This window comes from Rhizobium sp. CB3090 (assembly GCF_029714285.1).
Lineage (GTDB): Bacteria > Pseudomonadota > Alphaproteobacteria > Rhizobiales > Rhizobiaceae > Rhizobium.
Genome location: NZ_CP121664.1, coordinates 135,721 through 162,106 on the forward strand (window position 1 = coordinate 135,721; position 26,386 = coordinate 162,106).

Genomic DNA, 26,386 nt, shown 5'->3' on the forward strand with positions numbered 1-26,386 from the left:
ATTGCAAGAGAGCCAGCGTGGAGGTGACTTTGCTTTAGGCCTGCCTAGATGGTTGTGGTGATACTGGAAATCTTTGGGCCAATCTTGGAAAGAGCCTTCCAGACCCGATGAAACGCTTCAGCGTAAAGTTCCATCACCCCGGCTTCATTGGGCGGCGCGATCTCCGATACGCAAAACATCGTATCCAAGAGTTTTACCGTGTTAGGAAAATCGGCGGCTTTCCAATCCTTGGCAATATTCGGCAGATATTCGAACACAGGCTTCCTGAGCCAGACCAAAACGGGCACCCCCTCCGCCTGCAGCAGTTTGACGATGGTGTCCCTTGCCGCCGGACCCGAACCAAAACCGAGAGCTTCCGGTTCGATGCGAAGTGGGAAGCTGAGCATGGACTGACTGCAGTCAGATGGGTCGAAGACGGGAAATATACCGGAGAGATCTTGGATCATCTCCCATAGAATTTTCCCATTATTTCTTCGAATCTGAAGTTGTGTCTCGAGGTTTCTCAATCGCATTTTTGCGATAGACGAAGAGAAGACGTTCGGACGGTAGTTATAACCTGCTGAAGACGGCGAAAATGCCCGATCTCCGTTTCGAGATGAACTCGTCAGCGAAACGCAGTCCACGTGTTCAATTAGATCTTTGTCCTCGGTAATCACGAATCCAAGCTCGCCCGCTCCAAGGTGCTTGGCGCCGTTGCCGGACAAAGCGAGGGCGTCTGTATCGATGTATGCCCCATTTGCGATCGCTTTAATGGCGCCGATCGATTGGCAGACGTCATCAATCACGGCAATGCCTTGGGCGCGGGCGGCAGATCTTGCATGAGGAACACGAATGTTATTCCCGAAGAGATGGGTGATGAGAACCGCTCCGACGCCGGGTCCGTATCGGTCGGCTGCCGCATCTTGATCGATCCCGGCGAGGTTCATGTCGACGTCAACGAAGTCGGGCTGAAGGCCAGTGATCGCAATTGGCCCCACCGCGCCCGGCCAATTTAGCGCCGCAGTCACCACGTGCTCGCCTCTACCTTTAAAATAATCGAGTTCGATATGGATTGCCGCCGTACCGCTGCCGACGGCGCGCACCTTCCACTTCCCCGTCCAAGTCGCGAGATCCTGCTCCAAATCGGCCACGACAGGGTGATTGACCCGATGATACCTTCCACTGTCTACAACTTCGCGCAGGGCATCCAAATGCTCTGTCTGTGTGGCTGGCCAAGGCGTAATCCGCCCGGAAGGAACGATGGGCTCCCCGCCAAGGAGAGCGAGATCCTTTTCCCGCCAGTGCCCTCCGGACTCACAGAGGTCCAGATTATTGCTGGCAAATTCGTTCATTTATTCCTCCGGCGATTGGATTACGTCGATGTCTGTCGATTTGCCGAAGAGTTCTAGTGTTTTAGCAGGCCAAATCAACAGTATTTCTAAAATATATTTAAAAGTATATTTTGCATTGGCGAATATTTCTGTTGTTGTGTTGGTGTTTCTAAAAACATTTATCCGAAGAATGCACATATACTCGAAAATGCTTCTTCGTTGCCGACATGAACATTCGGATGGCGGTGGAGAAACTCAGCCTGTGTGACGATTGCTATACCGGCTCCCGGAAGCGTTCGGCAACGACGGCAGGGCTCACGCGGGAGTGGCGTGAAGACAATCGAATTTCGATAAAAGAGAAAGTCGGATCAAATGGAGTCCATGATAAGAAAAACGGAAAAACCATCAATTGCGCGAAATGCGAACACTCGAGATGGATCTGGCAATCGCCTCATCGGGCCAGTCGAGGGGGACCAGAGCGACAGTAAAGGATTGAGGCCAGCTCATCCTCTAATCGCCGCGCGGACGCTAGGGATTGCAAATCGAGGGCGCTTGCTACAGGCCCTATACGATATGGGCCCTTCCAGCCGGGTCGAGCTTGCGCGCGTCACCGGTGCCAACCGAGCAACCATCGGCGGCATCGTCCAACCATTGATCAATCAGGGTATTCTTGCCGAAGGCGACGTAGTTCCCGCCAATCGGACCGGCGGAAAACCCGCTACCAAGCTCTGGTTCTCCAAGGAGGCCAAGCCGATCTGCGCAGTTCGGCTGATGCACGACGGTGTCCACGCATGCTTGGTTACTCTGGAGGGTGAGACCTATGCTCAACACGACGCGAATTTGGCGAAAGATCTGACAGATGTTGTCGATGCTTTTCAGATCGTCAGTGCTTGCATTGAAAAGTCAATCGCCTCTGCCCACCAACCGGTCCTAGGCATCGGTGTGGCGGTTGCCAACGAGCTCAACCCGCAAACGGGCTCGATCGCGGCCATGGATCTTGCGCCGCACCTTCATGGATTTCCGATAAAAGCGCAGTTAGAAAAGCGTTTCGGAGTTCCGGCTTGCGTCGACCAAGACGCCAGAGCCTTGCTTGTTGGCGATCGTTGGTTCGGGCAAGGACGTGGGCGGAGAAATTTCGCGGTCGTCTACATCGGTCAGTCGTTGGGCGCGGCGCTCTATGTCGATGGATATCCTTACAGGGCCGCAGGAGGTAAGCACTGCCAAATCGGCCATACTATCGTGCAACTCAATGGCCAAATGTGCAGATGCGGACGACGCGGATGTTGGGAAACGATCGCCACACTGCGATGGCTAAGAGGCGAAGCAAAGGCCAGGAGCCTGCCGCAGGCTGGCTCGTTGGATGCGAGCCGTTTGGTGTGGCTCGCTGAAACTGGCGTTAAAGGGGCAAAAGAACTGCTTGAAGAGTACGCGTCCAATATTTCTGTCGGGCTGGCGAACCTTCAACAGCTGATGGCACCCAACTGCATCACTTTGCATGGTGACATCGTGCGCGGCGGAAAAATGATGTTAGATCTTATTGGAGAGAGCTTCAGGCAATTGATGGTCAATCCTGCGGATAACGAGATCGTCCTTGCCCTCGGCGATCGGGAGGATGTCGCCGGCCTGCGCGGCGCGGCGGGTCTCGTTATCTGCGAATTGCTGAATTTTATGATCTAAGCAGAGAACTCGGGGGGCAAGGCTAAGAAAAAAACGAGACGAGAACGGACAACCAGATCAAGACGACTCCCAGCAACAGCGCTCGCCTGGCGGCTACGATTTTTTCCTGGCTTTCCTCTACGACGGGGGTCGTTACAATCCAGGGAACCGAGCCAAGCGCTGCAAAACCGACGAGCGCCAAGATCACGACGATCAAATCGGACCTGTGCCAGCCTCCTGGCTCATACACTCCCCAATAGCCAAGGAACGCCATTCCCACAGCGAACATGGTGGCGGAAGCAGAGCAAAGTCCCGGAACAGAACCTGATGGCGCACGCATCTCGTATCCTCTTTGTCGGTCGAACCAAGGGCGATTTTTATGACGGTGCAAACCGGCTTTGCACAATCTGTCAGGAATCGGGGTGCCAAGTGAAGCATCGATCTATTGCAAATGATTTAGGAAAATCCGAACATTAAATGAAGTGACCGATCGCAGAAACTGGCAGGAGAGCTCCCTTTTTTGGCAGCGTGCGAACGCGGACTAGTCGTGAAACAGACGGTTCGACCTCGCAAGCTCGGCATTTTTTTATTCGATTGTCCGCAGGCTGCCGCTCGCCTTCAGGCACGCTTTTTGACAGGTGCTCTCCAAAAGGCGGGCCACCAACGCAGCAATGTTGACTCTGTCTTTCACTCGGTCGAAAAGAACTCCTGCCGACAGAGGGAGATACTCATGGCTGACGAGAATAATACTGGCGCAATGACCGATATGGCAGGCACGAATATACCGGCAAAAACGCCGGCGCCTAAAAAACAGCGCGCTCCGCGACGCCCGAAAGTAGCTGCTGAGGCAGCGGGTACTACGCAAGTTGCCAAACCCGCGAAGGCGCCGCGAGGTCGCAGAAAGCGTAGCGAACAACCCGCGGACACAAAGTCCGAGCCTGTCGAAATGCAGGTCGCCGACATCTCCGTCAAGGAGAGCACAATGGATACTGCAGCCAAGAGCACGGCACAGCAGTCCGAGCAAAAAGTTACGACGCCTGTTGTTTCAGCAAGGGACGAGATGGCGGATCTTATTCAGCTGGAAGAAGAGAATAAGCGGCTGCGCAAACTCTTGGCAGAGAAATTGCGTGCGGAAAATGCCGATCTGCGCAAGCGGCTCGGGTTAGATTGATCGCCGATCAACAGCGGGATGGTGGCGAAATCGACCTGAGCTATCCTTCTCGGCAGAAGATGCGTTCGCCGGGCTCGCCTTCCGAGCCCGGTTTCACGCTGCGGCGCTATTTTGGATACGGACTGGTCGAGGTTGAAGCACTATGAAATTACCGTGGAAATTCCTTACTCGATTAACTTCGCGGCGACAGTCCGCCCCCAAAAGCCCGATTGAGCATGGTGTCGACACCGACGCAAGCCAAAGCGAAACACAAGACGTCCCGGAGCTTGCGCTAAACCCACCAGAGCCATCCAGCGGCTCCGAGCCCGATGAAAGCCGATCTATTGAGCTCATAGCGACCGATCCAAAAGAATTCGAAGGTGAGGTCGAAACTGAGGGTGCGGCACCGGTTGAAGGTGACAAGGTTCAAGAACTGTCGCCTTCTGAGGTCGGGCGGCCGGGCGCTGAAGCCTCTGCGGTGCCGCTTGAAAGCGATACGCGCAATGAGGCTCCAGGCACCCGGCGGACGAAAAAGCCGGCACATGCGAAAAGCGTTCACATTGACGTGACCGCGCAGAACACAGCTGTCGCAATCAATGCTCAAAATGCAAAATCCCCATCGCCTGAGGACGGCCTTTTCGAAGAGGTGGCAGGCCTGGACGAGGAGATCACGCAACTGAGGATTCAACTGGCTCAAAAGCTGCTTTTGCAGAATGATCAGCTTAGAAAAATGCTTGAGCGATTCGACCGATCGTAAATCCTCCTTACGATCTCAAAGATGGGACATATATGAAAACACAGCAGCGAAAATTCGTTGTCGAGCTCAAATCGGCGCGCCGCAGGACAACGATCCAGCCAACTTCCATCTGGGGTGATACCGACCTCAAGGCGCTGGCACGCGAGGCGGAAGCTGACGCACCGCATCTTTTCGAGCCCAACATCGTCTCAGATGTTCCGAAGCATGAAAGCGAGCCGTGGGCGGATCCAAAACCAGAAACTCACCTCAACGACTACGTTGAAACCGGCGACGATCAACGGATTTCGGCGTCCTCTTTCGAAACGGAACAAACCTGCGCGTCTCAGCAGGACAATGGTCCGATCTTCACTTCTGTTTCACCGTTGAAAGACGGCTCTTCCAGGCGGTCTCGAAAGAACACAAAGCGTCGACGTGAAGCAAATATCGATCATAATGCCGACGAAACGACAAGCACGGTCAGCGCCCAATCAAACGCCGGCCACATCGATATCTCAGGCGACGAGCTAATTGCGCTCGAAGAAGAGAATCGACGGCTTAAGGCTTTGCTGATGGAACATCTTCTTCAAGAAAATATGCAGATTCGACAGATGCTCGCGCGATTTAGCGATAACCGCGAGATCTTGTGAACCGATCCAGTTTGCGTGGCAGCGCTTAGATCCCTTCATGACCATCAGGAGGGAGTGCATGCGATTTACCGCAAAGTACGCATGATAGCTGCACATCAAGCTCGTTGCTGGCTCCGGGCATGCATTCTTGCGCGAAGCGATGCACAGCCGTGCTCAGCAGATTCGCGGCAACTGTTCGCCCCATAGCCAATCGACAATGCGACTGCCGCCCAACGACGTCGCCATCTGGACGAAGCAACGGTCGTCAGCCTCGGCATGGCCGATCAATGCGGCCTCAGCACCCAACGGATGCGCGCGCATGACGGCGAGCAGCGCATCCGCAAACTCTGGCGCCACCACGACGACGAGCTTGCCCTCATTGGCGACGTTGAGCGGGTCGAGGCCGAGCAATTCGCAGGCCGCGACTACTTCCGGCTTGATCGGAATGGCCTCCTCTTCGATGCGGAAGCCGACATTTGAGGCATTGGCGATTTCGTTGAGTATCGCCGCAAGTCCACCGCGTGTTGGATCTCGCATAAGCCTAATTGACGATCCGGCGACCTCGACCATTGCCGCTACCAACCCGTGTAGCGCCGCGCAATCCGATATGATGTCCGTATCGAAATCCAGGCTCTCGCGCTTCGACATCACAGCGACGCCGTGATCGCCTATCGAACCCGAGATGATCACCGCATCGCCTGGCCGCGCGGCATCGGAGCGCAGGTCGAGACCGGCTCGAATTATGCCGATGCCGGAGGTGGATATGAACACGCCGTCGGCCTTGCCGCGCTCAACCACTTTCGTATCACCAGTGATGATCGGCACACCCGCCTCGCGGGAGGCTGATCCCATGGCTTCTGCAATTCGATTAAGGTCTGCGAGCGGAAATCCCTCTTCAATGATGAAACCTGCCGAAAGATAGAGCGGGCGCGCGCCGGCCATGGCAATGTCGTTAATCGTCCCATACACCGCAAGCGAGCCAATATTGCCGCCGGGAAAGAACAGCGGCGAGACAACATAGCTGTCGGTGGTCATCACCATGCGCGCTGCCGGAACGGCAAATGCCGACTGATCGTTGCCAGCTCTGAGCCAGTCATTGTCGAAGGCCTTGTGGAAAATGTCCTCGACCAACTGGCCCGTGGCGCAGCCGCCCGCCCCATGCGAGAGATCGATGCGTCCGTTCCGGAGGTCGAGCCTGGACCTTTTGGCTTTCACGGTCATGCGACCGTCCTCCAGCTTTCGTCCGCCTTTCCCTGTCTGCGGAAACGGCCGTAGATCCAATGCGCGGCGCAGGCGCCTTCCGACGACACCATGCAGGAACCCATCGGCGAATCGGGCGTGCAGACCTTACCAAACAGCTTGCAGTCGGAGGGCTTCTTTATACCGCGCAGGATGGCTCCGCATTCGCAGGCCGGATTGTCTTGCGCTGCCGGCGTCACCATCTCGAAACGTTTCTCGGCATCGTATTTGGCATATTTGGACCTGAGGCCAAGCGCACTATGGGGTATCGCGCCCAGACCGCGCCATTCGAAACTTTCCCGCAATTCGAAGACGTTTGCGATCTCGCACTTCGCCTTTTCGTTGCCAAGGGTAGTCACGGCGCGGATATACTGGTTCTCGACCTTATGGACGCCGTCATTGACCTGGCGGACCAGCATCAGGATTGAATAGATGACGTCAAGCGGCTCGAAGCCTGCCACCACGATCGGCTTGTTAAATTCTTCGGCAAGGACTTCAAATGGCTGCGTACCAATTACCGTGCTCACATGTGCAGGGCCAAGCAATCCGTCGATCTTGATAGGGCCGAGCGGGTGAACGTCGGAGTTTTCGAGAATAGTCTTGATCGCAGCCGGTGTTAGCACGTGGTTTGAGAAGATCGAAAAGTTTGCGAGGTCCTTCGCGATCGCGAACCGCAGCGCCAGCGCCGTCGGCGGCGTCGTGGTCTCGAAACCGATGGCGAAGAAGACGACTTGCCTGTTCGGTTCGGCTTCGGCGATGCTTAGCGAATCGAGTGTCGAATAGACCATTCGAATATCGGCGCCGGCCGACCTCGCCTTGAGCAGACTTAAGCCGTTTGAGCATGGCACACGCATCAAGTCGCCATAGGTGCAAAGCGTGATTTCTGGGCGTATGGCAAGCTCGATCGCTGCGTCGATGCGGCCGATCGGGAGCACACAGATTGGACAGCCCGGTCCGTGAATCATCTGCACATTGGATGGCAGCAGGTCTTCAAGGCCATAGCGCGAAATTGCATAGGTGTGGCCGCCGCAGAATTCCATGAAATGATAGCTGCGTGCCGGATCTACCGCCGCTTCGATCTGGCGAGCAATATCCTTGACGAGCTTGGCATCGCGGTATTCGTCGATATATTTCACGCCGCACCTCCGAGAGTAGCTTCGCGGATCAAGGCAAGGGTCCTCTGCGCTTCTTCCGTGTCGATCTTCGCAAGCGCGTAGCCGACGTGGAGGACGAGATAGTCACCGGGCGTGACATCCTCGACGAGCGCAATCGATATGACCTTAAAGATGCCGTCGAGCCCTACTTTGGCCATGTTGTCTGGCAGCAGTTCCATCACCTGGACCGGTAGGGCTAGGCACATGTCCGGTGCTCCGAGATCCGCGCGCAGTCGTGTTTGATCACGTGCCGCGCATGGGCGGCCTGACCGAGCGCTATGCCCCCGTCATTGGGCGGAACCCGGCGCGGCAGATAGGGCTCAAGGCCGTGGTCGCGCAGGGCGCGGGAAAGACCCTCGGCCAGAACGCGGTTCGTGATGCAGCCGCCGCCGAGCATGATCGTTCGCGTGCCAGCCTTTGATGCACCAAGGGCGGCCCAGTCGGCGAGGCCGCTGATCAGCGTGCCGTGGAATAGGTCTGCGGCCTGGCGGCGGTCAAGCCGCCGCTCGGCCAGATGGACGATGAGGGGTCGGAAATCGAGCATGCCATCGGCAAGCCTGTAGCCTCCTGCAAGACATTGCGGATCATCGGCAAGTGCTTCGAGCTCCATTGCTGCCTGCCCCTCGTAGCTCTGGACGAGGCGGACGCCCGCGATCGCGGCCACCGCATCGAAAAGCCGCCCCAAGCTGGACGTCTCGGTTGGTTGCAAGCCGCGGGCAAACATCGTGTCAAGGTGCGCGACGCCGGGATGCCCAGGCCAAAGCGTGGCCGCAAGGTCGCGGCGGCCGGCGGCCTGGAGCGCGGCAATTCCCATGCGCCAGGGCTCCCGCGCAACCTGGTCGGCGCCTGGCGCCGGCAAAGGAAGAAGCGAAGAGAGCCGCTGCCAGCGAGGGCCGTCGACGACAAGCATTTCGCCTCCCCAACTGCTGCCATCAACGCCATAGCCATGGCCGTCGAGTGCAAGCCCGAGGACCGGCCCGCCGGCATGATGTTCCGCCTCAACGGCCGCGATGTGAGCGAGGTGATGTTGCACAGGCAGAACCGGCAGATCCAAATTTTCCGCTATACGCGCTGAACGGAAATCCGGATGCAGATCGCAGGCGGCAAATTCCGGCCTGACATCAAGGATAGAGCAGAGATGCTCGAGGGCTTCGCGCTGGAAGCGGATCGCTTTGACACTGTCGAGACCGCCGATGTGCTGCGACAGGAATGCCTCCCGACCCCTTGTTACGCAGATCGTGTTTTTGAGGTCCGCGCCGGTGGCAATCACGCATGGGCCGTCCTCACCGAGATCGACTGGCTCGGGCACAAAACCCCGGGCGCGCCTCAGAAAGCTCGGCGCGCCGTCAATTACCTGCATGACGGAATCGTCAGCACGAATGGCGATGTCGCGGTCATGTGTGACGATCAGGTCGGCAATCCCGGCAAGCCGATGCATGGCATCGTCGTTGTCTGATAGGAGCGGTTCGCCCCCCGGGTTGGCGCTGGTCGCGATCAAAGCGGCGGGAGCACCTGCCGCCTCTGCGGCAAACGCAGCAAACAACAGGTGGTGCACCGGCGCATAGGCGAGCAGCAGACCGACCCGACTAAGGCCCGGAGCAATGAGCTTGGAAAGGTGATCACGCGCCTCGATTAGGACGATCGGGGCGGCGGTCGAGGCGAGCAAATCCTCCTGTGCCCGCGATGGCCTGGCGAGTAGCCGGGCTGTCTCAATGTCCGGAACCATGATCGCGAACGGCTTCTCGTCGCGCATCTTACCTCGTCTAAGACGATCAATCGCCGCATCATTGCGTGCGTCGCAGAAGAGCTGGAAGCCGCCGATGCCCTTGATCGCAATGATCTGGCCATTCATGAGCCGCGCGGATATCTCAGCGATCGGATGGCTAAGTTGTGGCCCGCAAACCGGGCAGGCGAGGGGCTCGGTATGGAAGCGCCGGCTCTCCGGGTTGCCATAATCTGCGCCGCAGGCGCTGCAGATCGGGAACGCAGCCATCGATGTTTGGGCGCGATCATAGGGGAGGGCACGGGTGATGGTGAAGCGCGGGCCACAATGAGTGCAGTTGACGAAAGGATAACCGAAAAAGCGGTTGTCCGGATCATTCAGTTCGTGCTGGCATTCGACGCAGGTCGCGGCGTCGGCGCCAATGCGCGTGGCGCCACGGCCGCCGACGCTTTGGAAGATTTCGAACACTTCGTCGCCCGCCGTCTCCAGTTCCAGCTTGTCGACGCAATCGACACGGGCAAGCGGCGGCGCCTCTTTCCAGACGCGTTCCGCGAAGCAGTCGACAGCGGCGCCCTCGACCTCGATCAGCACGCCGGCACTGTCGTTGAGCACGAAGCCGGTAAGCTGCATTGTCCTCGCAAGCCTATAGACGAACGGCCGGAAACCCACCCCTTGCACGGCACCGCGCACACGCACTCGCAGCCGCCGGACACGATCTTCCGCCATGGATGCCAAGGCGCGCACCATCGTCAGACTTCCTGCGAAGCTTTTGCGACCCGGGCCACCGCACCCTCCAGCCAGAAATAGAACGCTTCCATGCCTTCGCCGCTGCGCGCAGAAACCGTGAGAGTGCGAAGGCGCGGATTGACGCGGAGCGCATTAGCGATGCAGAGCCCGACATCGAAGTCGAGATGCGGCAGCAGGTCGGACTTGTTGAGAATCATCAGATCGGCGGCCGCGAACATGTCGGGATATTTGAGCGGCTTGTCCTCGCCTTCAGTAACCGAAAGCACCACGACCTTATGAGCCTCGCCAAGATCGAAAGCGGAGGGACAGACAAGATTGCCGACATTTTCGATGAACAAGACCGAACCGGGCTCGGGCGCCAGGTCCTCCACCGCGTGGCCGACCATGTGGGCGTTAAGGTGACAGCCCTTGCCGGTGTTGATCTGGATTGCAGGAACGCCGGTCTTGCGGATACGTGCGGCATCGTTGGAGGTCTGCTGGTCGCCTTCAATCACGCTGATCGACATCCGGTCCTTGAGGTCGGAAATGGCGCGCACCAGAAAGCTGGTCTTTCCCGATCCGGGGCTCGAAACGAAATTCAGTACAAAGATGCTGTTGCGGCCGAACCGAGCCCGGTTTTCGACAGCATAGGCATTGTTTTTTGAGAGGATGTCCTTTTCGATCTGGACGATGCGCTCGGGGTTCACGCCCGGGACATGCACGCCGGCAATGCGCTGACCGTGTTGGAGCCCACCGTCTTGCGCGTAGTGACGATCATGATGATGTCCATGATCGTGAGGGTGGCCACGATGATGATCATGGCGCTCGCCCTGCGCGCGGGGCTTGCGCTTGCCATCTTCCAACGTTGCCATTTCGCAGCCGCATACCGTGCACATCAGATCACCTCCATGTCCTTGATCCTCAATTCATCGCCCGCCGTCGTCTGCACCCTATACCGTCCGCAGTCCGGGCAGGCGCCGAACCGCTTATCGAGGGGCACCGTCTTCCCGCAATCGAGGCACCAGCCCTTGCCGGCGATGCGGTTGATTTCGAGTGCGGCATGTTCGGCAATCGTGCCACGCCGCACAGCTTCGTAGCAGAACAGGAGTGAATCCGGATTGATGTCGCTCAAAACACCGATATCGAGGCGGATCGATTTGACTGCGCTTGCGCCATTCAGCTGCGCCATCTCGCAGACGATGGTGATCACGCTCTCCATCAATGACATTTCATGCATGGGCGACGTCGCGAATGTTAAGCTTGAACTCGACACAGGGATCGAACAGCGCCACGAGGCGAGAAACCGACCGGGCCGCCGATTCATGCGCACAGATCCGTGATGACAGAAGGGTTTCGACAAATGGACCGGCCGGATGAAAATTCCACTCGGTCGGGGCAAGTATGCGGTAGGCGCAAAGTTTCCCGTTCGCGTCGATCTCGGCCTGATGATAAAGTCTGCCACGCCCACATTCCACCACGCCAAAGCCGCCGGCGCCGGGCACCGGACCACCGGCCATCAGTTCGGAAGGATCATTCTGGCCCTTGGCAAGATGCGCGAGTTGCTTCAAGCAAAGGCCAACGTCGCGTATGCGCGCCATGAAGCGTTGGGAAAGATGCGGATCGTCTGACCTGCTGGTGCCGCAAAGCCGGGCATAAGCACCGGTTTCGACGACCCGACCGGCAAGATGCGGCAAGGCGCAATAGTGCGCATCGTTGCAAAGATGGGTAATAACTTCTGCATCATCGGCGGCGGTCAGCGGATCAGGACGCCGGCCTGGAAAAGTTCGGTCATCCTTGATATCTCGAAAAATCGCCGCGCAAGCCGTGTCATCCGGCGGAAGGCCGTCGTCTTTGGCGATGCCGAGCCCGTCTGCTGCATCGGCAAGCCGCCGCGCGTTGGCAGCCAGGGCGCTACGGTTTGCTTTTTTCTGTCTCGATTCGCGGATGATTGCCTGCGACGCGGTCAGGGCGCCGCGCAGATATTGGCCCGCCTGAGCCACCAGACCTGCCGACATTGATGACGGCCAGTGCAAAATCAGTGCCCTCAATGTTTCGAATATCCGTTCGGCCAGCAATCCGGCCATCGCCGCGAACTGCTCCTCGATGGGCATCGGCAGGCCGGCCGCATTCAGTATGGCAAGGCGCGCGGCCACCGATTGCGAACAGCCACAGAGTGAAAAAACCCGTCCTGCAAGTACGGGCGCCTCTTCGGGTCGGCGGCCGATGAACATGCGTGCCAATTCTTGCGGGCGGTTGACCCTCACTTCCACGAAACGGGCAAGCGCTTGCGACACTGTGACGTCGATCCGGATCGAGCCGGGGCCAAGGAGATAGGTCATGCAGCAAGCTCCCGCGGCGCTCGGATATTCCTCCAAAGCAGATCACGGCGCATGGGGCTGGCGGTTGGAGTGGGCGGCGGCGCGAGCGCAACAATGTTGGAAAATGCGCGCTTAGCCTTCAAAGCCGTCCTCATCGTTCCGAACTCAAAGACCATGGAAAACAGCAAGCAGCCATCAACACCGCCAGTCGTCTCGGGTTTGCCGGCGATGAATTCGATCATGCCTGCCTGCTGATTGCGAGCCGTGCCTGCAGCAGGCAAGATCATGAACCATGGCGTCGCGACGATGCCGGTCGTTCGCCCGACGAACGCCAGCAAGCTCGTCTCCGCAGCGCCGAGCGCGGGAACGACTGTCGCCCTTTCCTGAAGGCCGGCGTTCATCGCCAAGCTTGTCATTTGAAATAGGCCTCCTCGACATCACGCAGGTGTGCCGCGGAGTCGCGGAAATCCTCTTCGGTGGCGATGGCGACGGCGGGGATGTCGACGATTTGCAGCATGTCGACAACGATCTTACCCATGTTGTCGTAAAACTGTACGGACCAGACGTTTCGGGCGCCTGCTGCCGCCACGCGACAGGGGCGGTAGCCGCGCGATGTCAATTGTACGGGACCTGCTCCGAGCGTGACCTGCAGGAAATTCACATCCTCGATGCTCATCGGAAACAACGACAAAATGATAACATGCGCCGGATCGCCATCCCGATACTGGACCATGCGATCACCGATCTCCGTCATGAGGGGCATAACGTTCATAGCGCCGGGCGGCGCAGATCCATGTGAGATCAAAGCCGGTAGCGCCGTGCAGGCCCGCCGCACCGCCATGGGAATGGGGGCGACCTCGATATATTCGGCAATGAGGTCGCCGGCGGGGTCGGTAAAGCGGATATGCCAGACGCCGGCCATAATCGCTTCCTGGAACTGCGCCAGGACTCCGGAGGGCAGCGCCGCCACCCCGCACACCTCGCCGTTGCCGAGCGTCTGCGTGATCAATTTCTTATCATCGTCATCGAATTCGAAAATGTCGAATAGCCGCCCCGGCTGGCCGCCCTTTTGCACCGCAAGCGTTGCAACAATGTCGGATATGAGCATTGCGGTTTGCCGGCTTCTGCCGTCTACGGAGCCAACTCGGTAGGATGGCATTATCTGCTCCAAATCAGCTTGTCATTCATTCCCGCACTTGGGGTTTGCAAGCGCCGTACCACTTGCGGAGAAGGTTGGATCGCATTGATCTGAAGGAAAATTCCGGCCGCGGCCTCATGGGGTGCGCACTCGAGCGCCGATACCGAGGCAACCCATTTTGCCTCGCAATATTCAGCACGGAGGCAGTCCGCCCGCAGGAGGCACGATCGATCCCGTGCATCTCCGGCTGCCGTTGACGACAGTTCACATGAACATGTGGGCGAAAAGAATGAGGAGATTGTATTCGGTAGCGAAATGCGAACTGTCAGTTTTCGCGCAAATGAGACGGTAATTCCAGCTCGCGGGAGATAAGATCGGCAAACAGCGTTTCGAATGACCGTCCTTCGACGGCTTCAGCAAGACCGGCCAACGCATCGTCTATCTTGTGTGCTTCGTCGGCATCGAGCACCCGGATCGCAGATCCTAGATGGGTAAGAACGTAGGTCCCAACCGGTTGCGGGCCGACCAGCACCATCGAAATCGCAAAAACGGATCCGTTGCGCTGGCACTGCGCTGTAAATTCGCCGCCCGTCACCTGCATCGGAATTCCTATGCACACAAATCAGCTCCTTGATCCGCCTGGGTTCATTGGTATCGGGAACCTGAAGGGTTCCCGTGCGGGTCCTTAGGTTTTGGAAAGATTTGGGCAGCCAGCGAACAGCAACGCAACTGACGACTGCCTCGGTCGCATCGGAAACTCCTCCTCAACCGGTCAATTCGCCCGGATTGGCGCGCCGCTCATAATGTGCAAAATCGATGTCGTTGGCGAGAAGAGCGGGCGCGGCGGCGCGGCGCGAACTAATGGCGACGCCCCATCGCTCCAGGATGCCGGCGGCTACCATTACGGCCGCCGGTATTACCGCTTTGACTGGCTCAGTCACCGGTCCGCCCCAGTTCTCGAGGTCCACCGGTTGGCAGCCGATCAACGCGAGTCTTGTGGGATAGCGATCGAGAAGGTCGGCAGCGCTTAGAACTTCCTGGAAGCTTGTCTGGTGCAGGCTCATCTTTTTGGCGCCGGTAAATTTCGGCACTTCGTCATTGTCGACGATCTTCAGCGTGCCCGGCGCGAGCCCGTAGTCGACAGCGTCGAAGACAATCAGATGATCGGCTTCGGTCACATATTGCACGAGATAGAGGCCCTGGGTGCCGCCGTCGAGCACGGTGACATTGGTCGGCACCGCATAGGCCTGGTGGAAGGCTTCGACAGCGCGGACGCCAAAACCCTCGTCCGCCCAGAGGATATTGCCAATACCGAGCACCAGGACGTTCGGTTTGCGAGAGTTCGTTTCGTCCATGCTAGTCCTCGTTGTGCCTGGACAGCCGCTCGCCCGAAATCATCGACGAAACGATGCTGTCGCGGCTGACGATGTCCTCGCGCACCGCGACATAGATATGGATCATCACGAAGATCAGGATCACCCACATTCCCAGATGATGAAAGCTATGGACTGACTGGCTGTTCGGCGAGAGCCAGAATACCCAACCGAACAGCCTATATTCCCAACTGTCGCCGCCGACGCCTTCGCCATAGAGCGCAAATCCGCTGATCACCATGAATGTCAGCGGCAGCGTGAACATCGCGAACATGACCAACTGCGACAGCGGATTGTGGCCGGCATATTTCAGCGGGTTTTGAGGGAGGAATATGTAAAAGCGCACCTCGTGCAGCCATTCCCTCCAGAACCGTGCGCTCCAAAAGGGAACGTAGAAGATTTCGCGTGCATGCACATTGCCCACGAAGACCCAGTAGATTCTGAGGATCAGGGCCACGGCCAGGATCTGTCCGGCGGCGAAATGGGCAAAACGGATATAGCCCATCAGGAAATTGGCGCTCGCCTCGCCGGGTACCGTCGGCAATGGGCTACCGATAAAATAGCCTGTCAGTGCCAGCGCCAGGATGCAGAGAGCGTTTATCCAGTGCCAGAGGCGAACGGGCGCCTCGTAGGCATACACGTTTTCGTGCTCGCAATCGGCCTTTGAGGTGGCAGAGATGCTCATGATCGTCCTTCTCATCTGACCTGGACCTTGGCCATTTCCTGACCGTCCGGGCTCATGATATGCGTCGAGCATGCAAGGCACGGATCGAAGGAATGGAGAGTTCGGAGTATTTCGAGCGGCTGCGACGGATCCGACATCGGCGTGTCAATCAGTGAGGCCTCGAACGCGCCGATATTGCCGTTGGGATCGCGCGGACTTCCGTTCCAGGTGGTCGGCACCACGCATTGATAATTGTCGATCTTGCCGTCCTTGATCTTGATCCAATGGGCGAGCGCGCCGCGCGGGGCCTCAGTGAAGCCGACGCCCTTGACCTCGCAAGGCCAGGTCTGCGGTTTCCATTTGTCGATGAAGGCGGTGACGCTGTCGCCGGCCTTGATGTTGGCGACCAGCTTGTCGTGGAAATGCCGCATCTGCCGGCCCGCCCAAACGGATTCGAGCGCGCGAGCGGCGGTGCGCCCCAGTGTCGAAAATAGCGCCTCAGTCGGCAGGCCGAGGTCCTTCAGGATCTTGTCGATCGGATCCTTGAATTCTGCCTTTCCCTGGGCGTAGCCTAAGACCCAACGGGCAAGCGGGCCGACCTCCATGGCGTGGCCGCGCCAGCGCGGTGCCTTGATCCAAGAATATTTTCCGCCTTCGTCCAGCTCTTGAATGTTGGTCTTGGTGCCCTTGGCATTCGGCCCAAGCTCGTAATGCGGCACGGTGACACCGTCCCAGGGATGCAGGCCCTTGGCCTCGTCCGGATATTCGTACCAGGAGTGACTGACGAATTCCTGGATCTGCTCTGGATCGCAATGGTCGACCGGCAGGACTTCATTGAAATTGCCGTTAATGATCGCACCGCGCGGGAGCTTCAGGCTCGCCTCTGTGTAGTCATTTGGGTGTTCCGGCACGTCGCCATAGGCAAGCACGTTCTTGCCCGACAACCCGCCGCCGAAGAGCCAACCCTTGTAGAAGGAACCGATCGCCATGATATCGGGCAGGTATACCTTCTCGTTGAACTCGATCAGCTGGTCAATCACCGACGAAATTAGATTCAACCGTTCCATGGTGATCGCGCCGACGGCTCCCGTGCCGTCGAGGTTGATCGGACAGGGCACGCCGCCGACCAGCCAGTTCGGATGCGGGTTTTTGCCGCCGAAGATCGTGTGGATCTTGACAATCTCCCTCTGGAAATCGAGGGCTTCGAGATAGTGCGCTAGGGCCATCAGGTTCGCTTCCGGCGGCAGCTTATAAGATGCATTGCCCCAGTAGCCGTTCTTGAACGGACCAAGCTGGCCGGATTCGATGAACTTTCTGAGCCGTGTCTGGATGTCTTTGAAGTAACCAGGCGAAGACAATGGCCAACCGGACACCGATTGCGCAAGCGCCGAGGTGGCCTTCGCATCGGCCGTGAGGGCAGACATGACATCCACCCAGTCGAGCGCATGCAGGTGATAGAAATGCACGACGTGGTCATGAACCTGCAATGCCAGCTGCATCAGATTGCGGATCGAATTGGCGTTTTCCGGAATGGTTATGCCAAGCGCATTTTCAACCGCCCGCACCGATGTCAGCGCATGGGTTCCGGTGCAGACGCCGCAGATCCGTTCGGTGAACGCCCATGCATCGCGTGGATCACGATTTTTGAGGATGACTTCAATGCCGCGCCACATTGTGCCGGTGGAAACGGCATTGCGGATGATGTTGTCTCCATCGACATTGACCTCGACGCGCATGTGGCCTTCAATGCGGGTTACCGGATCGACCACAAGACGCTTGCCGGAGTTGTCGAGCGCGAAGCCATCTGGCGTTTGGATAGTCATCGTGATCTTTCCTGTCCCTGGCCGTCTTTAGGATCGGTTTTCCCGCGCTTGGCGGTGACCTGCTTGACGGCAGTGATTGCAGCGTGGGCAGCAATCGCCCCACCGACAATGCCAGCTGCGGCCATGCCCACCTGATCTGCAGTAGCTTCCACGCCGAATTGGTTGACCTCGGACAGTCGGGAGTAGAAGCTCCCTGCGTCCCAGAAATTTTGTTCCGAGCAGCCAATGCAGCCATGACCCGACTGGATCGGGAAGGAGACGCCCCCATTCCAGCGAACGGTCGAACAGGCATTGTAGGTGGTCGGGCCTTTGCAGCCCATCTTGTAAAGGCAGTAGCCCTTGCGCGCACCTTCGTCGTCCCACTCCTCGACGAACTGGCCGGCGTCGAAATGAGAGCGCCGATAGCACTTGTCGTGGATGCGCTGCGAATAAAACATCTTCGGCCGGCCCTGATGGTCGAGTTCGGGCAGCTTGCCGAACGTGGTGATGAAGGTGACGACGCCGGTCATCACCTCTGCGATCGGCGGACAGCCAGGCACTTTGATGATCGGCTTGTCGCGGATCACTTTATCGATCGGCGTTGCCTCGGTGGGGTTGGGTTTGGCGGCCTGAACGCAGCCCGAAGCGGCACAGGTTCCCCAGGCGATGACAGCCAGAGCGCCTTCGGCCATCCATTTGAGCTTCTCGACGAAGGGTCGCCCGCCATCGATGCAGAACATCCCGCCTTCGCTAAGCGGCGGATTACCTTCGACGGCGAGAACGTACCTGCCCTTGTACTTTTCCCTGGTCTCTTCGAGGATCGCCTCGGCCTGGTGGCCGGTCGCCGCCATGATTGTATCGTCGTAATCGAGTGAAATCATCGACAGGATCACATCCTTGACCAGCGGATGGGCCGAGCGGATGAAGCTTTCCGAGCAGCAGGTGCATTCGAGCCCATGCATCCAGATCACTGGCACACGCTCTTTGGATTCGAGCGCCTCTGCCATTGCTGCCGCCGTATCGGAGCCAAGGCCGAGGCAGGCAGCCGTCAGGCTGCAGAATTTCAGGAAACTGCGCCGGGTTATGCCCTGGCGACGGATAACATCGTAAAACGTTTCGGTCGCGGCCATCTTGCTCCTTTCAGCCTTCCACCCGTGAGGCCGTCTTCCCCAGTCAGAGATTTTAATCCTCGATCTCAACCGGACCTGTGAGTGGTGGCTGCTTTTCAAACCGCTTCAGCCGACGCCTTTGACTGGGCACCGACGTTTCCGATCGTGTGGTAGTCACCGAGATCTGCCTCCTTCGTCTGCTTCCAATAGTCGATAAGACGCCAAGGGCTGTTCGTTACGATCCGCCCCCGGTCGTTGCGGAAATAGGTGGACATGCCCGGATGGCTCCAGATCATCTTCTGGTGCATTTCTTGGATCGTCCGATTGTAGCGTTGATAAACGTCTTGCCTGCATTCCACCTCGGCGAGCTTCTTTTCACCCATCTGGCGCAAAACGCTCAGCACGTAATCCAGCTGGCTTTCGATGGTGAAGATGAAGTTCCCGCGATGACCGAGGGCTGTATTTGGGCCGTAGAGCATGAAGAAGTTCGGGAAGCCCGGCACGACGGTACCAAGATATGCCTGACAGTCGTCATCGTTCCAGGCCTCACGTACTGTCACGCCATTGCGTCCGAATACCTGAACTGGAAGCAGGAAGCGTGTGATATCGTAGCCAGAGGCGACGATGAGAACATCTGCTTCATGACTGTCGCCATTTTTCGCTTGGATCGACTTGCCTTCAATCTGCGCAGCAGCGCTGTCCACCAGATTGACTTGCGGCTTAAGAAGGGTTCTGTACCAGCCATTGTCCAGGAGCATTCGCTTGCCGAACGGCGGGTAGTCGGGAATGACCTTGGCCAGTAGCTCCGGTCGCCCTGCCAGCTGTTCTTCGATATATCGAGTACACGTCTCGCGGTGGCCGTCGTTCAGCGCATTCACAGAGCGATCGGGATGCGGCCACGCCGGGTCCTTCTGCAGGGACTCGTGCACTTGACTGTCAAAAATCCAACTGAGCCGCAGCCTGTAGAGCCATTCGTAGTGTGGTACCGCGCGGAGCAAGAACTGCATCGGCTCGGGAACCGGCATAAGAAATTTGGGAAAGGGTGCCGCCCATTGGCGCGATCGCTGGAAGATTGTCAGGGCACTCACCCGATCGGCGATGGCCGGGACAATCTGCATTGCGGAGGCTCCATTTCCGATCACAGCCACGCGTTTGCCGTCGAGGCTAGCCCCGGGATCCCAATTGGAGGTGTGCACCACTAGTCCGTCGAAGTCACGCAGGCCGGGAATGTTTGGCCATTTCGGCGTGGTAAATCCGCCCACGGCTGAAATGACCACATCGGTTACAAGGGTTTCTTCCCGCCCGTCTGGCAAGCGCAATCGAGAATGCCAAGTGCGGCTTTCCTCGTCATAACGAGTGGACAGGCATTCCGTATCGTAGCGGATTGAGCTTTCAATCCCGAACTCGCGGGCGACCCGGCTGAGGTATTCATCGATTTCCTGCTGCAACGGGAAGAATTTCCTCCAGTCGCCACTGGCAAACGTGAAGGAGTATAGATGCCCGGGTGTGTCGACCCCGCAGCCAGGGTAGCGATGTGAATGCCAGACCCCGCCGGTGCGGGCTTGCTTTTCGATCTGGATGTAGGAAACGCCCAGTTGTCGCAGCCGAACTGCGGCTGCGATACCGGACATGCCGGCTCCGATGACAAGTATGCGGAAATTGTCCGGCAAACACACCGGATCAGGAACCGCGCCTGAATACCTGCGCAGCTTGTGGATCATCATGTCAGCAAATTCCGGCGGAATAGGCTCGGCCTCTGACATGGATAGCATGCGGATCAACTCTTCCGCCGATAAGTCTGCCCTGGCGATGGGAACACCTTGGCGCCAAGCCGTGATGGCGCTCAGCGCTGCATCGCGAATCTCCGCCTGCAAGTCGCTTGGCAGGCCACCGGAGTCATTGTCGTCCCAGCCGCTTTTGGCGGGAATAAACCGCGGGCTTAGCCAATATTCTCGTCCTGTGAACTGATAAAGCAGGAGCAACAGGGTCGGGATATTGGCCGAAGGGAGTGCTTCGGCGATTCGCTGGCAAAACTGGTCGACGTCTTCTAAGTGAGCCATTGCTTGGGTTCCTGCGGTTGAAAGGATCTGGACCAATCGGCCAAGGCGTCGCGCCTGGGTGCGATTGCTGTCCAACTTCGCGGGTTCCACGACGGGCGTGAGATTCTGCAGCAATTTGGCAAGTATCTAATTCAAAACGCGCAGGATCGGTCGGCATTGATCGCTGCGAGCGAAAAGCCGCTTATGAGGCGCCGTCAGATTAGAGGTTATGACGGTGATGAGGGTTTGCTCGTGCTTCGTCGCGCCTACCCACGCACCACCTGATGCGTCTGCGTGGCCACGGCTCGATATTCCTCGGCGAACATGGCCTGCTTCTTCCGGGTCTGGAGCGTTCTGCTCCTGGCTGACCGGGCATGGGTCCCGGTAGATAGTTTGGTGCTAACATTTCGACATCTCCATGCGGTACCGTCGGACCGCGACGCGTCTGCAAATGCTTCGCAGCAATACGCATGCCAAAGGAAAAATGTTTTTCTAGATCAACATAGTCGATCAAACCGCCCGGCGTGCATAACCAGCGTTTGTCGCACATCGGACAAGACCCAAGCGACCTTGACCTGTTAGCCGCCTGGCGAACACGAGAGCCTGCTGTCGATCTCCTCGCCGCGACATTGAGTTCGCGGCCGAGCGTCTCGGCCGTGAAAGTTGCCCAGTTCTAAACGCCCGACACTCCATCCCGCTATGAATGACAGGGACCATACTTGCTGCCAGACATGGGCGGAATGGCCGGTTATTGCCAATTGCGTGCAAGGCTTGGCTCTTCGCCGACAGCGGCGAAAAGACTTGTTCTCAGGTCGCCTTTTCCAGCACGTGAATGTCTGAGCCGGCGTCATCTGAAAGCACATCAACCGACATAAGCCCTGCGAGGTTCGCGCATTCCCTGAAGAAATCTTCGGAAAAAGAAAACGAGTTCTTTAGATGTAACCGATCACCATCTTTCAATTCGATGCTTTTTCCGTTGAGCCGAAACGACAAACTTCTATTCACGATCGCGGTGTGGATCACCTGCATGAAGTTGTCGTCGCCTCTTATATCCGCCTCATACTCAAACACTTCTGGATCAAAGTTATCGTCGATGGGTAATTCTGCCTTCATTCGATAGAACACGTTCAGCTGAAATTCTGGATGCGCTTCGTAGTAAGCTTTTGCGACATGCCACCTGAGATCCGAGCCAATTGAGATCGCAAGCCAGCACCTCTCAGCGCTGTTCGATATCCTTCTCAACGCCTGGACGACCGCCTCAACCGGAGGGGCCTCACTTATGGCGGCTGCGAGGTTCCCAAATGTGCGTCCAAACATGACGACCAATGCCGTTTCCTCATCGGAAAAAAAGCGTCGCCCAGAAAATATGTCATCTCGTATGAATTCGATCTTCAGGTCGAACGGTGGCGGCGATCGCTCTATGTCCCCGAGGAACTCGTTCGAGCGATCAACCAGTACGCAACGTGAGGTCTTTCCGCGCAACTCCGTTGCAAGGGGAAGGGTCTTCTGCTGAAATGCCCGCACTGTTCCGGGGCCGAAGTCGAGAATTGACACCCCTTTTTGAGATCGCTCGCCCCGAGGCCATCGGACATACTCTTTTACTCTCTGCTGAAGTTCTTGCGCCAACTTGATCTCGGCGTCCACCATATTGGTTGTCCCGGTATCGCGCGCATTGTTCATCCTTTCGGTTTCAGCCCTTGCCCACAACAGTGCGCCGCTCATCGAATTGCCGTCCCGGTCACGTCCAGTGTGGTGAGCGTATTGTTCGGGACCCAAGTCTGCCGCATATTTTTGCTGAAAAAGCTTTGAACTTGTTTCAAGAAAGCTCACAACTGCTCTCCTCTGTGAGTGGCGATGGATAGGGCGACAGGCGAAACTTCGCACAGGAAATTCATTCCCCTTGCAAGCATTGAGGGCCTGGTTCGTGGCGACGGTCTTCTGCGCCATGCGCATGGCGATGTATTTGCGGCTACCCGCCTCCTTGTGGGGCCGATTGTCGGATTTTCCTCAACCAGTAGGTTGGCGGCGGTTTAGGCATTATTCAGGCCAAGCCAGAACATCGTTTTAAAACAATGAAATGATACTCGCGCATCTTTGACGGTGCCGGCGCTGTCGGAAGTGCGACACCGCTACGGCGGGCGTTTGCTCGTCGACCGCTATGCCAGTTTCTTCCGCGAGCGCGATCGCACTACGTCGATTTTGTTAGCTCCCCGACACAAGCTTTTTCAGCTTGCTCGGATCAAACAGCCGAAGAGCGCCGGGAAGATTGCTTTTCGGCCGACCAACGGACCTGGCATGAATTTTGAAGTCTCTATACGAGGCGATCGGCGCGTCCGGCACGTTTGGGTGGCCTCCTCATTGGGGGAGTGTCGGGTCGCAATCGACCGGACGACCAGATTGCGACTGTCACGAGCCGGAGTTGCCGAATATCGGCAATCTCGCCCTCTTGGCTTTTTGATGGGCAGGTGAACCGCGACAGTGAGACTTCAGCTGCCAAAGAACAACACGGCGCAACGCAGCCGGCCGCCGTAAAGGAGAAATCAACTCGTGAGTGACCCGATTCCAGATCATGTTCCGCGCGAAATGGTGAGCGACTTCAGCTTGTTCACGTCACCCGGCATGCAACGCATCCCCAATGGCGATCCCCATGGAGCCGCCGCTCGTGTTCACGCCGGACCTCCAATCTTTTATTCACTCCACAATACGCGTGATGGTCGTGGCACTTGGCTCATCACCCGGGCCAAAGACCAACGCAAAGTGCTGCAGGACCTCGATACTTTTTCCAGCCACCGCAGCCTTTTCGCCTCTGCGCTCGGTGACGACTGGCCGTTGATCCCACTTGAGCTCGATCCACCGGCCCACGGCATCTTTCGCTCCCTGCTTAACCCCCTGTTTTCGCCAAAACGAGTGATGGCGCTGGAACCCTCTATCCGTGCGCGAGCAATCACCATTGTCGAAAAGATCTCCGAGTCGGGCAAGAGCTGCGAGGTGATGAAAGACTTTGCCATTCCGTTCACAGTTGGCGTCATTCTTCAGTTTTTGGGACTATCGGCTGAACGGCCCGACATATTTGTCGGCTGGGCGAAAGGCCTTCTTCAGGGAGACAAGGTCCAGCGATCGGCAGCGGCTCGAGCTATTCTGGAGTTTATCGATGAGCTTGCGGCCTTGCGCCGCAAAGAACCGGCCGACGATTTCATGACCTTCGTCGTGCAGGCACAGATTGATAACCGTCCGCTGACCGACAAAGAAGTCCGCGGCATCGGCGTATTATTGTTCGTAGCGGGGCTCCATACGGTCGCAGCCGCGATAGGCTTTGACTTAGCCCATCTGGCGCGCAACCCAAAGGACCAGAGTTTATTGCGCAGTGAACCGGAACGGATTGTGCTGGCAACCGAAGAATTGTTGCGGGCCTATTCGACCGTACAGATGATCCGGGTGGCAACAAAAGATATCGACTTCGAAGGCGCGCCGATTCGCAAAGGGGATTATGTTTGCTGCGCCGCGATGATTGCCAATCGTGATCCGGCGGAGTTCGAGGATCCCAACGTGATCGACCTTGCACGCGAGGACAACCGCCACACCGCGTTCGCCTCTGGTCCCCATCGTTGTCTTGGTTCGCACCTTGCCCGGCGGGAAATCATCATCGGCTTGGAGGAATGGCTGTCTCACATCCCTCATTTCCGTATCAAGGAAGGTACGGCCCCCATAACCCATGGCGGCCATGTGTTCGGGATCGAGAATCTCGTCCTGGACTGGTCATAACTCGAGCGCCGCTGTGCAGAATCGGAGGTTAGGCATGCACATCATCGTCCACAATGCCAAATGCCATGGGCACGCGCGATGCTGGTCCCAAGCGCCGGAGATCTTCAAGCTGGATGAGGACGGTTATATCCTGCCCGGCAATATCGACGTTGCTGCAGGGAACGAATTTTGCGCATCACGGGGTGCCCGATCATGCCCCGAACGTGCGCTGGAAATCAACCGCTCATCCGATACAGCGCCAGTCATGGCGTGAACTGATGCTTTGGACTTGCAAGGGATGAGCAGACGTTTCGATCGATGATCCACAATGTTTTCAAATGCCGCTAGCTGCAAACACGGGTCGATGTCGCTGCGCTCTGTCGGCTATGCGACAATGGCGAACTTGCAAGCGAGCTGTTTCAAAAAAGTTACATTGCAAACAAAGGATTTTTACTGCGGCATGCATATTGCTGCGAGCCATTTGCGAACGCTTCCCGATCAAAGTTAACAGAGCGGAAATGTCGAAAATGTCAGAAAAATGCTCTCTGCCGCGGCCTAGCTCCTGTCGTCAGATTTCCAGACGCAATGGAGGGATCTGGCCCTGTTTCCAAGGAATAGCCAGGCCGAATTGTTCCTTTTGAAAGCGTAGCCAGGCCAGGCCTGCTCAAGGGCGTGAGTGAATCCCTGATCCCGATTCAGAAGCATAGGAATTCGCTTTCAACGACGATTGCTGAGCAGGCGTTCAGCGCGCGTGATGAATTCTCGTTGACCTAAACATTGGAGCTTCAGTGAATATCAGACCCATTCTTCTCGGCGCGATTGCAACACTTTCAGTCGCGCCTTCCGTACGCGCTGCCGATCAAGTCGTCGCCATAGAGCCGGAACCGGCTGAACTTGTCCGTATCTGCGATGCCTACGGCAAGGGCTATTTTTATATCCCCGGATCTGAAACCTGCATGCAACTCGGCGGCATGGTCCGCACGCAAGCTTCGTCATACAATCTTTATGCCCCAGTAGAGCCCAGCGGTACCACCTGGCTGACGCGAAGCGAGATCTATGTCAATACGGTGACGGAGACTGAATATGGCCCCCTTAAGACGACGACGACTCTACGGTTCGATTATACGGACGATAGTAACACGCTCGGCGCCGATCTGCCTTTGGCGAATATCTCGCTTGGCGGTTTCCTTGTCGGGCGCGCCGGCTCTCAATACAATGATTGGATCGGCTATGCCGGCAATGTCGTCAATCCGGATGTGATCGGCAATGGCCCTATCAAGTTGAACCAACTTTCGTATTTTTATGACTGCGAAAACGGCATGTTCGGTGTGGTCTCGATCGAAGACAGTTTTTCGACGAGTGTGAATCCTAGCAGCGCAGATCATTATGCGCCGGACGCAGTAGCTGGTCTTGGCTACAAGACTGGTCCTTGGTCGGTAAGAGTTGTCGCTGGTTATGATTCCATTGTCGAGGAGGGCGCAGTCAAGGCTCGTATCGATGCCGATTTTGGCCTCATCAGTGCATTCCTCATGGGAGCTTGGAATACAGATGGCAGCAAGATCAACAAATATGCGAACGGTGACGTTACTGGAAGCAGCGGCGATTGGGCGCTCTGGGGCGGCAGCACGGTCAAGATCAATGATAGGTTAAACTGGAATACGCAGTTCGCATATGCCGACAACAAGACGTTCCAGGCGGCGACAACGGTCGAATGGTTCGCAACCAGAGACCTGAAAATCGAGCCGGAAATATCGTACGTGAACTACGACAGGATTAAGAATGACACTTGGGCCGGCGCGCTTCGGATTCAGCGGTCGTTTTAAAATTTACCCGACGGGGAGGGAGGACGGATGGTCTCCTGCCAAACATCTCGGGAAGCTCG

General features: G+C 57.4%; 25 protein-coding genes. 7 read left to right on the forward strand and 18 right to left on the reverse strand.

Going from position 1 to position 26,386, the window contains the following annotated elements; genetic code table 11:
* Window positions 1-44: 44 nt before the first annotated feature.
* Window positions 45-1,331, reverse strand: a complete 1,287-nt coding sequence (locus QA646_RS27505; protein WP_283060916.1) for a DegT/DnrJ/EryC1/StrS family aminotransferase — start codon at window positions 1,329-1,331, stop codon at window positions 45-47.
* 531 nt (window positions 1,332-1,862) lie between these two features.
* Here QA646_RS27505 and QA646_RS27510 point away from each other — a divergent pair.
* Window positions 1,863-2,987, forward strand: coding sequence for an ROK family protein (locus QA646_RS27510; RefSeq protein WP_283060917.1), 1,125 nt, complete (start codon window positions 1,863-1,865; stop codon window positions 2,985-2,987).
* Window positions 2,988-3,009: 22 nt separating this feature from the next.
* Here QA646_RS27510 and QA646_RS27515 read toward each other — a convergent pair whose 3' ends face one another.
* The gene (locus tag QA646_RS27515) at window positions 3,010-3,306 is read right to left on the reverse strand and encodes a hypothetical protein (protein ID WP_283060918.1); all 297 of its coding nucleotides are present in this window, start codon (window positions 3,304-3,306) and stop codon (window positions 3,010-3,012) included.
* A 390-nt stretch (window positions 3,307-3,696) separates the two neighbouring features.
* On the opposite strand from QA646_RS27515, the gene QA646_RS27520 reads away from it, so the two are divergent.
* From QA646_RS27520 to QA646_RS27530, 3 genes are all read left to right on the forward strand, one after another.
* A complete protein-coding gene (locus QA646_RS27520; RefSeq protein WP_283060919.1) occupies window positions 3,697-4,137 on the forward strand; it encodes a SyrB-like regulator in 441 nt (146 codons plus the stop codon).
* A gap of 142 nt (window positions 4,138-4,279) precedes the next feature.
* Window positions 4,280-4,873, forward strand: a complete 594-nt coding sequence (locus QA646_RS27525) for a hypothetical protein (RefSeq protein ID WP_283060920.1) — start codon at window positions 4,280-4,282, stop codon at window positions 4,871-4,873.
* A 32-nt stretch (window positions 4,874-4,905) separates the two neighbouring features.
* Window positions 4,906-5,499 (forward strand): hypothetical protein, encoded by a 594-nt coding sequence (locus tag QA646_RS27530; protein ID WP_283060921.1) that lies wholly within the window; start codon window positions 4,906-4,908, stop codon window positions 5,497-5,499.
* Window positions 5,500-5,652: 153 nt separating this feature from the next.
* Here QA646_RS27530 and hypE read toward each other — a convergent pair whose 3' ends face one another.
* From hypE to QA646_RS27610, 16 genes are all read right to left on the reverse strand, one after another.
* Window positions 5,653-6,699: a hydrogenase expression/formation protein HypE gene (gene hypE / locus QA646_RS27535; RefSeq protein WP_283060922.1), complete on the reverse strand. Its 1,047-nt coding sequence runs from the start codon at window positions 6,697-6,699 to the stop codon at window positions 5,653-5,655.
* Window positions 6,696-7,853 carry a hydrogenase formation protein HypD gene (gene hypD / locus QA646_RS27540; RefSeq protein ID WP_283060923.1) on the reverse strand — a complete coding sequence of 386 codons (1,158 nt, stop codon included), beginning with the start codon at window positions 7,851-7,853 and terminating at the stop codon, window positions 6,696-6,698. Before hypD ends, hypE begins: the two co-directional genes overlap by 4 nt.
* Window positions 7,850-8,077: a HypC/HybG/HupF family hydrogenase formation chaperone gene (locus tag QA646_RS27545; RefSeq protein WP_283060924.1), complete on the reverse strand. Its 228-nt coding sequence runs from the start codon at window positions 8,075-8,077 to the stop codon at window positions 7,850-7,852. Before QA646_RS27545 ends, hypD begins: the two co-directional genes overlap by 4 nt.
* Window positions 8,068-10,341 (reverse strand): carbamoyltransferase HypF, encoded by a 2,274-nt coding sequence (hypF, locus tag QA646_RS27550; RefSeq protein ID WP_283060925.1) that lies wholly within the window; start codon window positions 10,339-10,341, stop codon window positions 8,068-8,070. Before hypF ends, QA646_RS27545 begins: the two co-directional genes overlap by 10 nt.
* 2 nt (window positions 10,342-10,343) lie before the next feature.
* The gene (hypB, locus tag QA646_RS27555) at window positions 10,344-11,216 is read right to left on the reverse strand and encodes a hydrogenase nickel incorporation protein HypB (protein ID WP_283060926.1); all 873 of its coding nucleotides are present in this window, start codon (window positions 11,214-11,216) and stop codon (window positions 10,344-10,346) included.
* Window positions 11,216-11,557, reverse strand: coding sequence for a hydrogenase maturation nickel metallochaperone HypA (hypA, locus tag QA646_RS27560; RefSeq protein WP_283060927.1), 342 nt, complete (start codon window positions 11,555-11,557; stop codon window positions 11,216-11,218). Before hypA ends, hypB begins: the two co-directional genes overlap by 1 nt.
* Window positions 11,550-12,659 carry a nickel-dependent hydrogenase large subunit gene (locus QA646_RS27565; protein ID WP_283060928.1) on the reverse strand — a complete coding sequence of 370 codons (1,110 nt, stop codon included), beginning with the start codon at window positions 12,657-12,659 and terminating at the stop codon, window positions 11,550-11,552. Before QA646_RS27565 ends, hypA begins: the two co-directional genes overlap by 8 nt.
* Window positions 12,656-13,054 (reverse strand): [NiFe]-hydrogenase assembly chaperone HybE, encoded by a 399-nt coding sequence (gene hybE, locus QA646_RS27570; protein WP_283060929.1) that lies wholly within the window; start codon window positions 13,052-13,054, stop codon window positions 12,656-12,658. The genes QA646_RS27565 and hybE overlap by 4 nt, the downstream gene beginning before the upstream one ends.
* The gene (locus tag QA646_RS27575; protein WP_283060930.1) at window positions 13,051-13,746 is read right to left on the reverse strand and encodes a hydrogenase expression/formation protein; all 696 of its coding nucleotides are present in this window, start codon (window positions 13,744-13,746) and stop codon (window positions 13,051-13,053) included. The genes hybE and QA646_RS27575 overlap by 4 nt, the downstream gene beginning before the upstream one ends.
* 355 nt (window positions 13,747-14,101) lie before the next feature.
* On the reverse strand, window positions 14,102-14,395 hold the full coding sequence (gene hypC, locus QA646_RS27580; protein ID WP_283060931.1) for a HypC/HybG/HupF family hydrogenase formation chaperone: 294 nt from the start codon (window positions 14,393-14,395) through the stop codon (window positions 14,102-14,104).
* A 145-nt stretch (window positions 14,396-14,540) separates the two neighbouring features.
* Window positions 14,541-15,131 carry a HyaD/HybD family hydrogenase maturation endopeptidase gene (locus tag QA646_RS27585; protein ID WP_283060932.1) on the reverse strand — a complete coding sequence of 197 codons (591 nt, stop codon included), beginning with the start codon at window positions 15,129-15,131 and terminating at the stop codon, window positions 14,541-14,543.
* 1 nt (window position 15,132) lies between these two features.
* Window positions 15,133-15,849 carry a Ni/Fe-hydrogenase, b-type cytochrome subunit gene (gene cybH, locus QA646_RS27590; protein ID WP_283060933.1) on the reverse strand — a complete coding sequence of 239 codons (717 nt, stop codon included), beginning with the start codon at window positions 15,847-15,849 and terminating at the stop codon, window positions 15,133-15,135.
* The gene (locus QA646_RS27595) at window positions 15,846-17,636 is read right to left on the reverse strand and encodes a nickel-dependent hydrogenase large subunit (protein ID WP_283060934.1); all 1,791 of its coding nucleotides are present in this window, start codon (window positions 17,634-17,636) and stop codon (window positions 15,846-15,848) included. Before QA646_RS27595 ends, cybH begins: the two co-directional genes overlap by 4 nt.
* Window positions 17,633-18,745: a hydrogenase small subunit gene (locus tag QA646_RS27600; protein WP_283060935.1), complete on the reverse strand. Its 1,113-nt coding sequence runs from the start codon at window positions 18,743-18,745 to the stop codon at window positions 17,633-17,635. The genes QA646_RS27595 and QA646_RS27600 overlap by 4 nt, the downstream gene beginning before the upstream one ends.
* Window positions 18,746-18,840: 95 nt before the next feature.
* Complete coding sequence (locus QA646_RS27605) at window positions 18,841-20,859, reverse strand: FAD-dependent oxidoreductase (protein ID WP_283060936.1); 2,019 nt, start codon at window positions 20,857-20,859, stop codon at window positions 18,841-18,843.
* Window positions 20,860-21,570: 711 nt separating this feature from the next.
* Window positions 21,571-22,593 (reverse strand): L-histidine N(alpha)-methyltransferase, encoded by a 1,023-nt coding sequence (locus tag QA646_RS27610; RefSeq protein WP_260305691.1) that lies wholly within the window; start codon window positions 22,591-22,593, stop codon window positions 21,571-21,573.
* Between the two features lie 753 nt (window positions 22,594-23,346).
* On the opposite strand from QA646_RS27610, the gene QA646_RS27615 reads away from it, so the two are divergent.
* The 3 genes from QA646_RS27615 to QA646_RS27625 all read left to right on the forward strand — a co-directional run bounded on the left by QA646_RS27615 (window position 23,347) and on the right by QA646_RS27625 (window position 26,327).
* Window positions 23,347-24,525, forward strand: coding sequence for a cytochrome P450 (locus QA646_RS27615; RefSeq protein WP_283061017.1), 1,179 nt, complete (start codon window positions 23,347-23,349; stop codon window positions 24,523-24,525).
* A gap of 34 nt (window positions 24,526-24,559) precedes the next feature.
* Window positions 24,560-24,778 (forward strand): ferredoxin, encoded by a 219-nt coding sequence (locus QA646_RS27620; RefSeq protein ID WP_283060937.1) that lies wholly within the window; start codon window positions 24,560-24,562, stop codon window positions 24,776-24,778.
* Window positions 24,779-25,292: 514 nt separating this feature from the next.
* Window positions 25,293-26,327 (forward strand): porin, encoded by a 1,035-nt coding sequence (locus QA646_RS27625; protein ID WP_283060938.1) that lies wholly within the window; start codon window positions 25,293-25,295, stop codon window positions 26,325-26,327.
* Window positions 26,328-26,386: the final 59 nt, after the last annotated feature.

Excerpts from the sequence above, each read along its gene's own strand:
- QA646_RS27505 (WP_283060916.1), bottom strand. The coding sequence starts at position 1,331 with ATGAACGAATTTGCCAGCAATAATCTGGACCTCTGTGAGTCCGGAGGG.
- QA646_RS27515 (WP_283060918.1), bottom strand. The coding sequence starts at position 3,306 with ATGCGTGCGCCATCAGGTTCTGTTCCGGGACTTTGCTCTGCTTCCGCC.
- QA646_RS27520 (WP_283060919.1), top strand. The coding sequence starts at position 3,697 with ATGGCTGACGAGAATAATACTGGCGCAATGACCGATATGGCAGGCACG.
- QA646_RS27525 (WP_283060920.1), top strand. The coding sequence starts at position 4,280 with ATGAAATTACCGTGGAAATTCCTTACTCGATTAACTTCGCGGCGACAG.
- QA646_RS27530 (WP_283060921.1), top strand. The coding sequence starts at position 4,906 with ATGAAAACACAGCAGCGAAAATTCGTTGTCGAGCTCAAATCGGCGCGC.
- hypE (WP_283060922.1), bottom strand. The coding sequence starts at position 6,699 with ATGACCGTGAAAGCCAAAAGGTCCAGGCTCGACCTCCGGAACGGACGC.
- QA646_RS27545 (WP_283060924.1), bottom strand. The coding sequence starts at position 8,077 with ATGTGCCTAGCCCTACCGGTCCAGGTGATGGAACTGCTGCCAGACAAC.
- hypF (WP_283060925.1), bottom strand. The coding sequence starts at position 10,341 with ATGGTGCGCGCCTTGGCATCCATGGCGGAAGATCGTGTCCGGCGGCTG.
- hypB (WP_283060926.1), bottom strand. The coding sequence starts at position 11,216 with ATGTGCACGGTATGCGGCTGCGAAATGGCAACGTTGGAAGATGGCAAG.
- hypA (WP_283060927.1), bottom strand. The coding sequence starts at position 11,557 with ATGCATGAAATGTCATTGATGGAGAGCGTGATCACCATCGTCTGCGAG.
- QA646_RS27565 (WP_283060928.1), bottom strand. The coding sequence starts at position 12,659 with ATGACCTATCTCCTTGGCCCCGGCTCGATCCGGATCGACGTCACAGTG.
- hybE (WP_283060929.1), bottom strand. The coding sequence starts at position 13,054 with ATGACAAGCTTGGCGATGAACGCCGGCCTTCAGGAAAGGGCGACAGTC.
- QA646_RS27575 (WP_283060930.1), bottom strand. The coding sequence starts at position 13,746 with ATGCTCATATCCGACATTGTTGCAACGCTTGCGGTGCAAAAGGGCGGC.
- QA646_RS27585 (WP_283060932.1), bottom strand. The coding sequence starts at position 15,131 with ATGGACGAAACGAACTCTCGCAAACCGAACGTCCTGGTGCTCGGTATT.
- cybH (WP_283060933.1), bottom strand. The coding sequence starts at position 15,849 with ATGAGAAGGACGATCATGAGCATCTCTGCCACCTCAAAGGCCGATTGC.
- QA646_RS27595 (WP_283060934.1), bottom strand. The coding sequence starts at position 17,636 with ATGACTATCCAAACGCCAGATGGCTTCGCGCTCGACAACTCCGGCAAG.
- QA646_RS27600 (WP_283060935.1), bottom strand. The coding sequence starts at position 18,745 with ATGGCCGCGACCGAAACGTTTTACGATGTTATCCGTCGCCAGGGCATA.
- QA646_RS27615 (WP_283061017.1), top strand. The coding sequence starts at position 23,347 with ATGGTGAGCGACTTCAGCTTGTTCACGTCACCCGGCATGCAACGCATC.
- QA646_RS27620 (WP_283060937.1), top strand. The coding sequence starts at position 24,560 with ATGCACATCATCGTCCACAATGCCAAATGCCATGGGCACGCGCGATGC.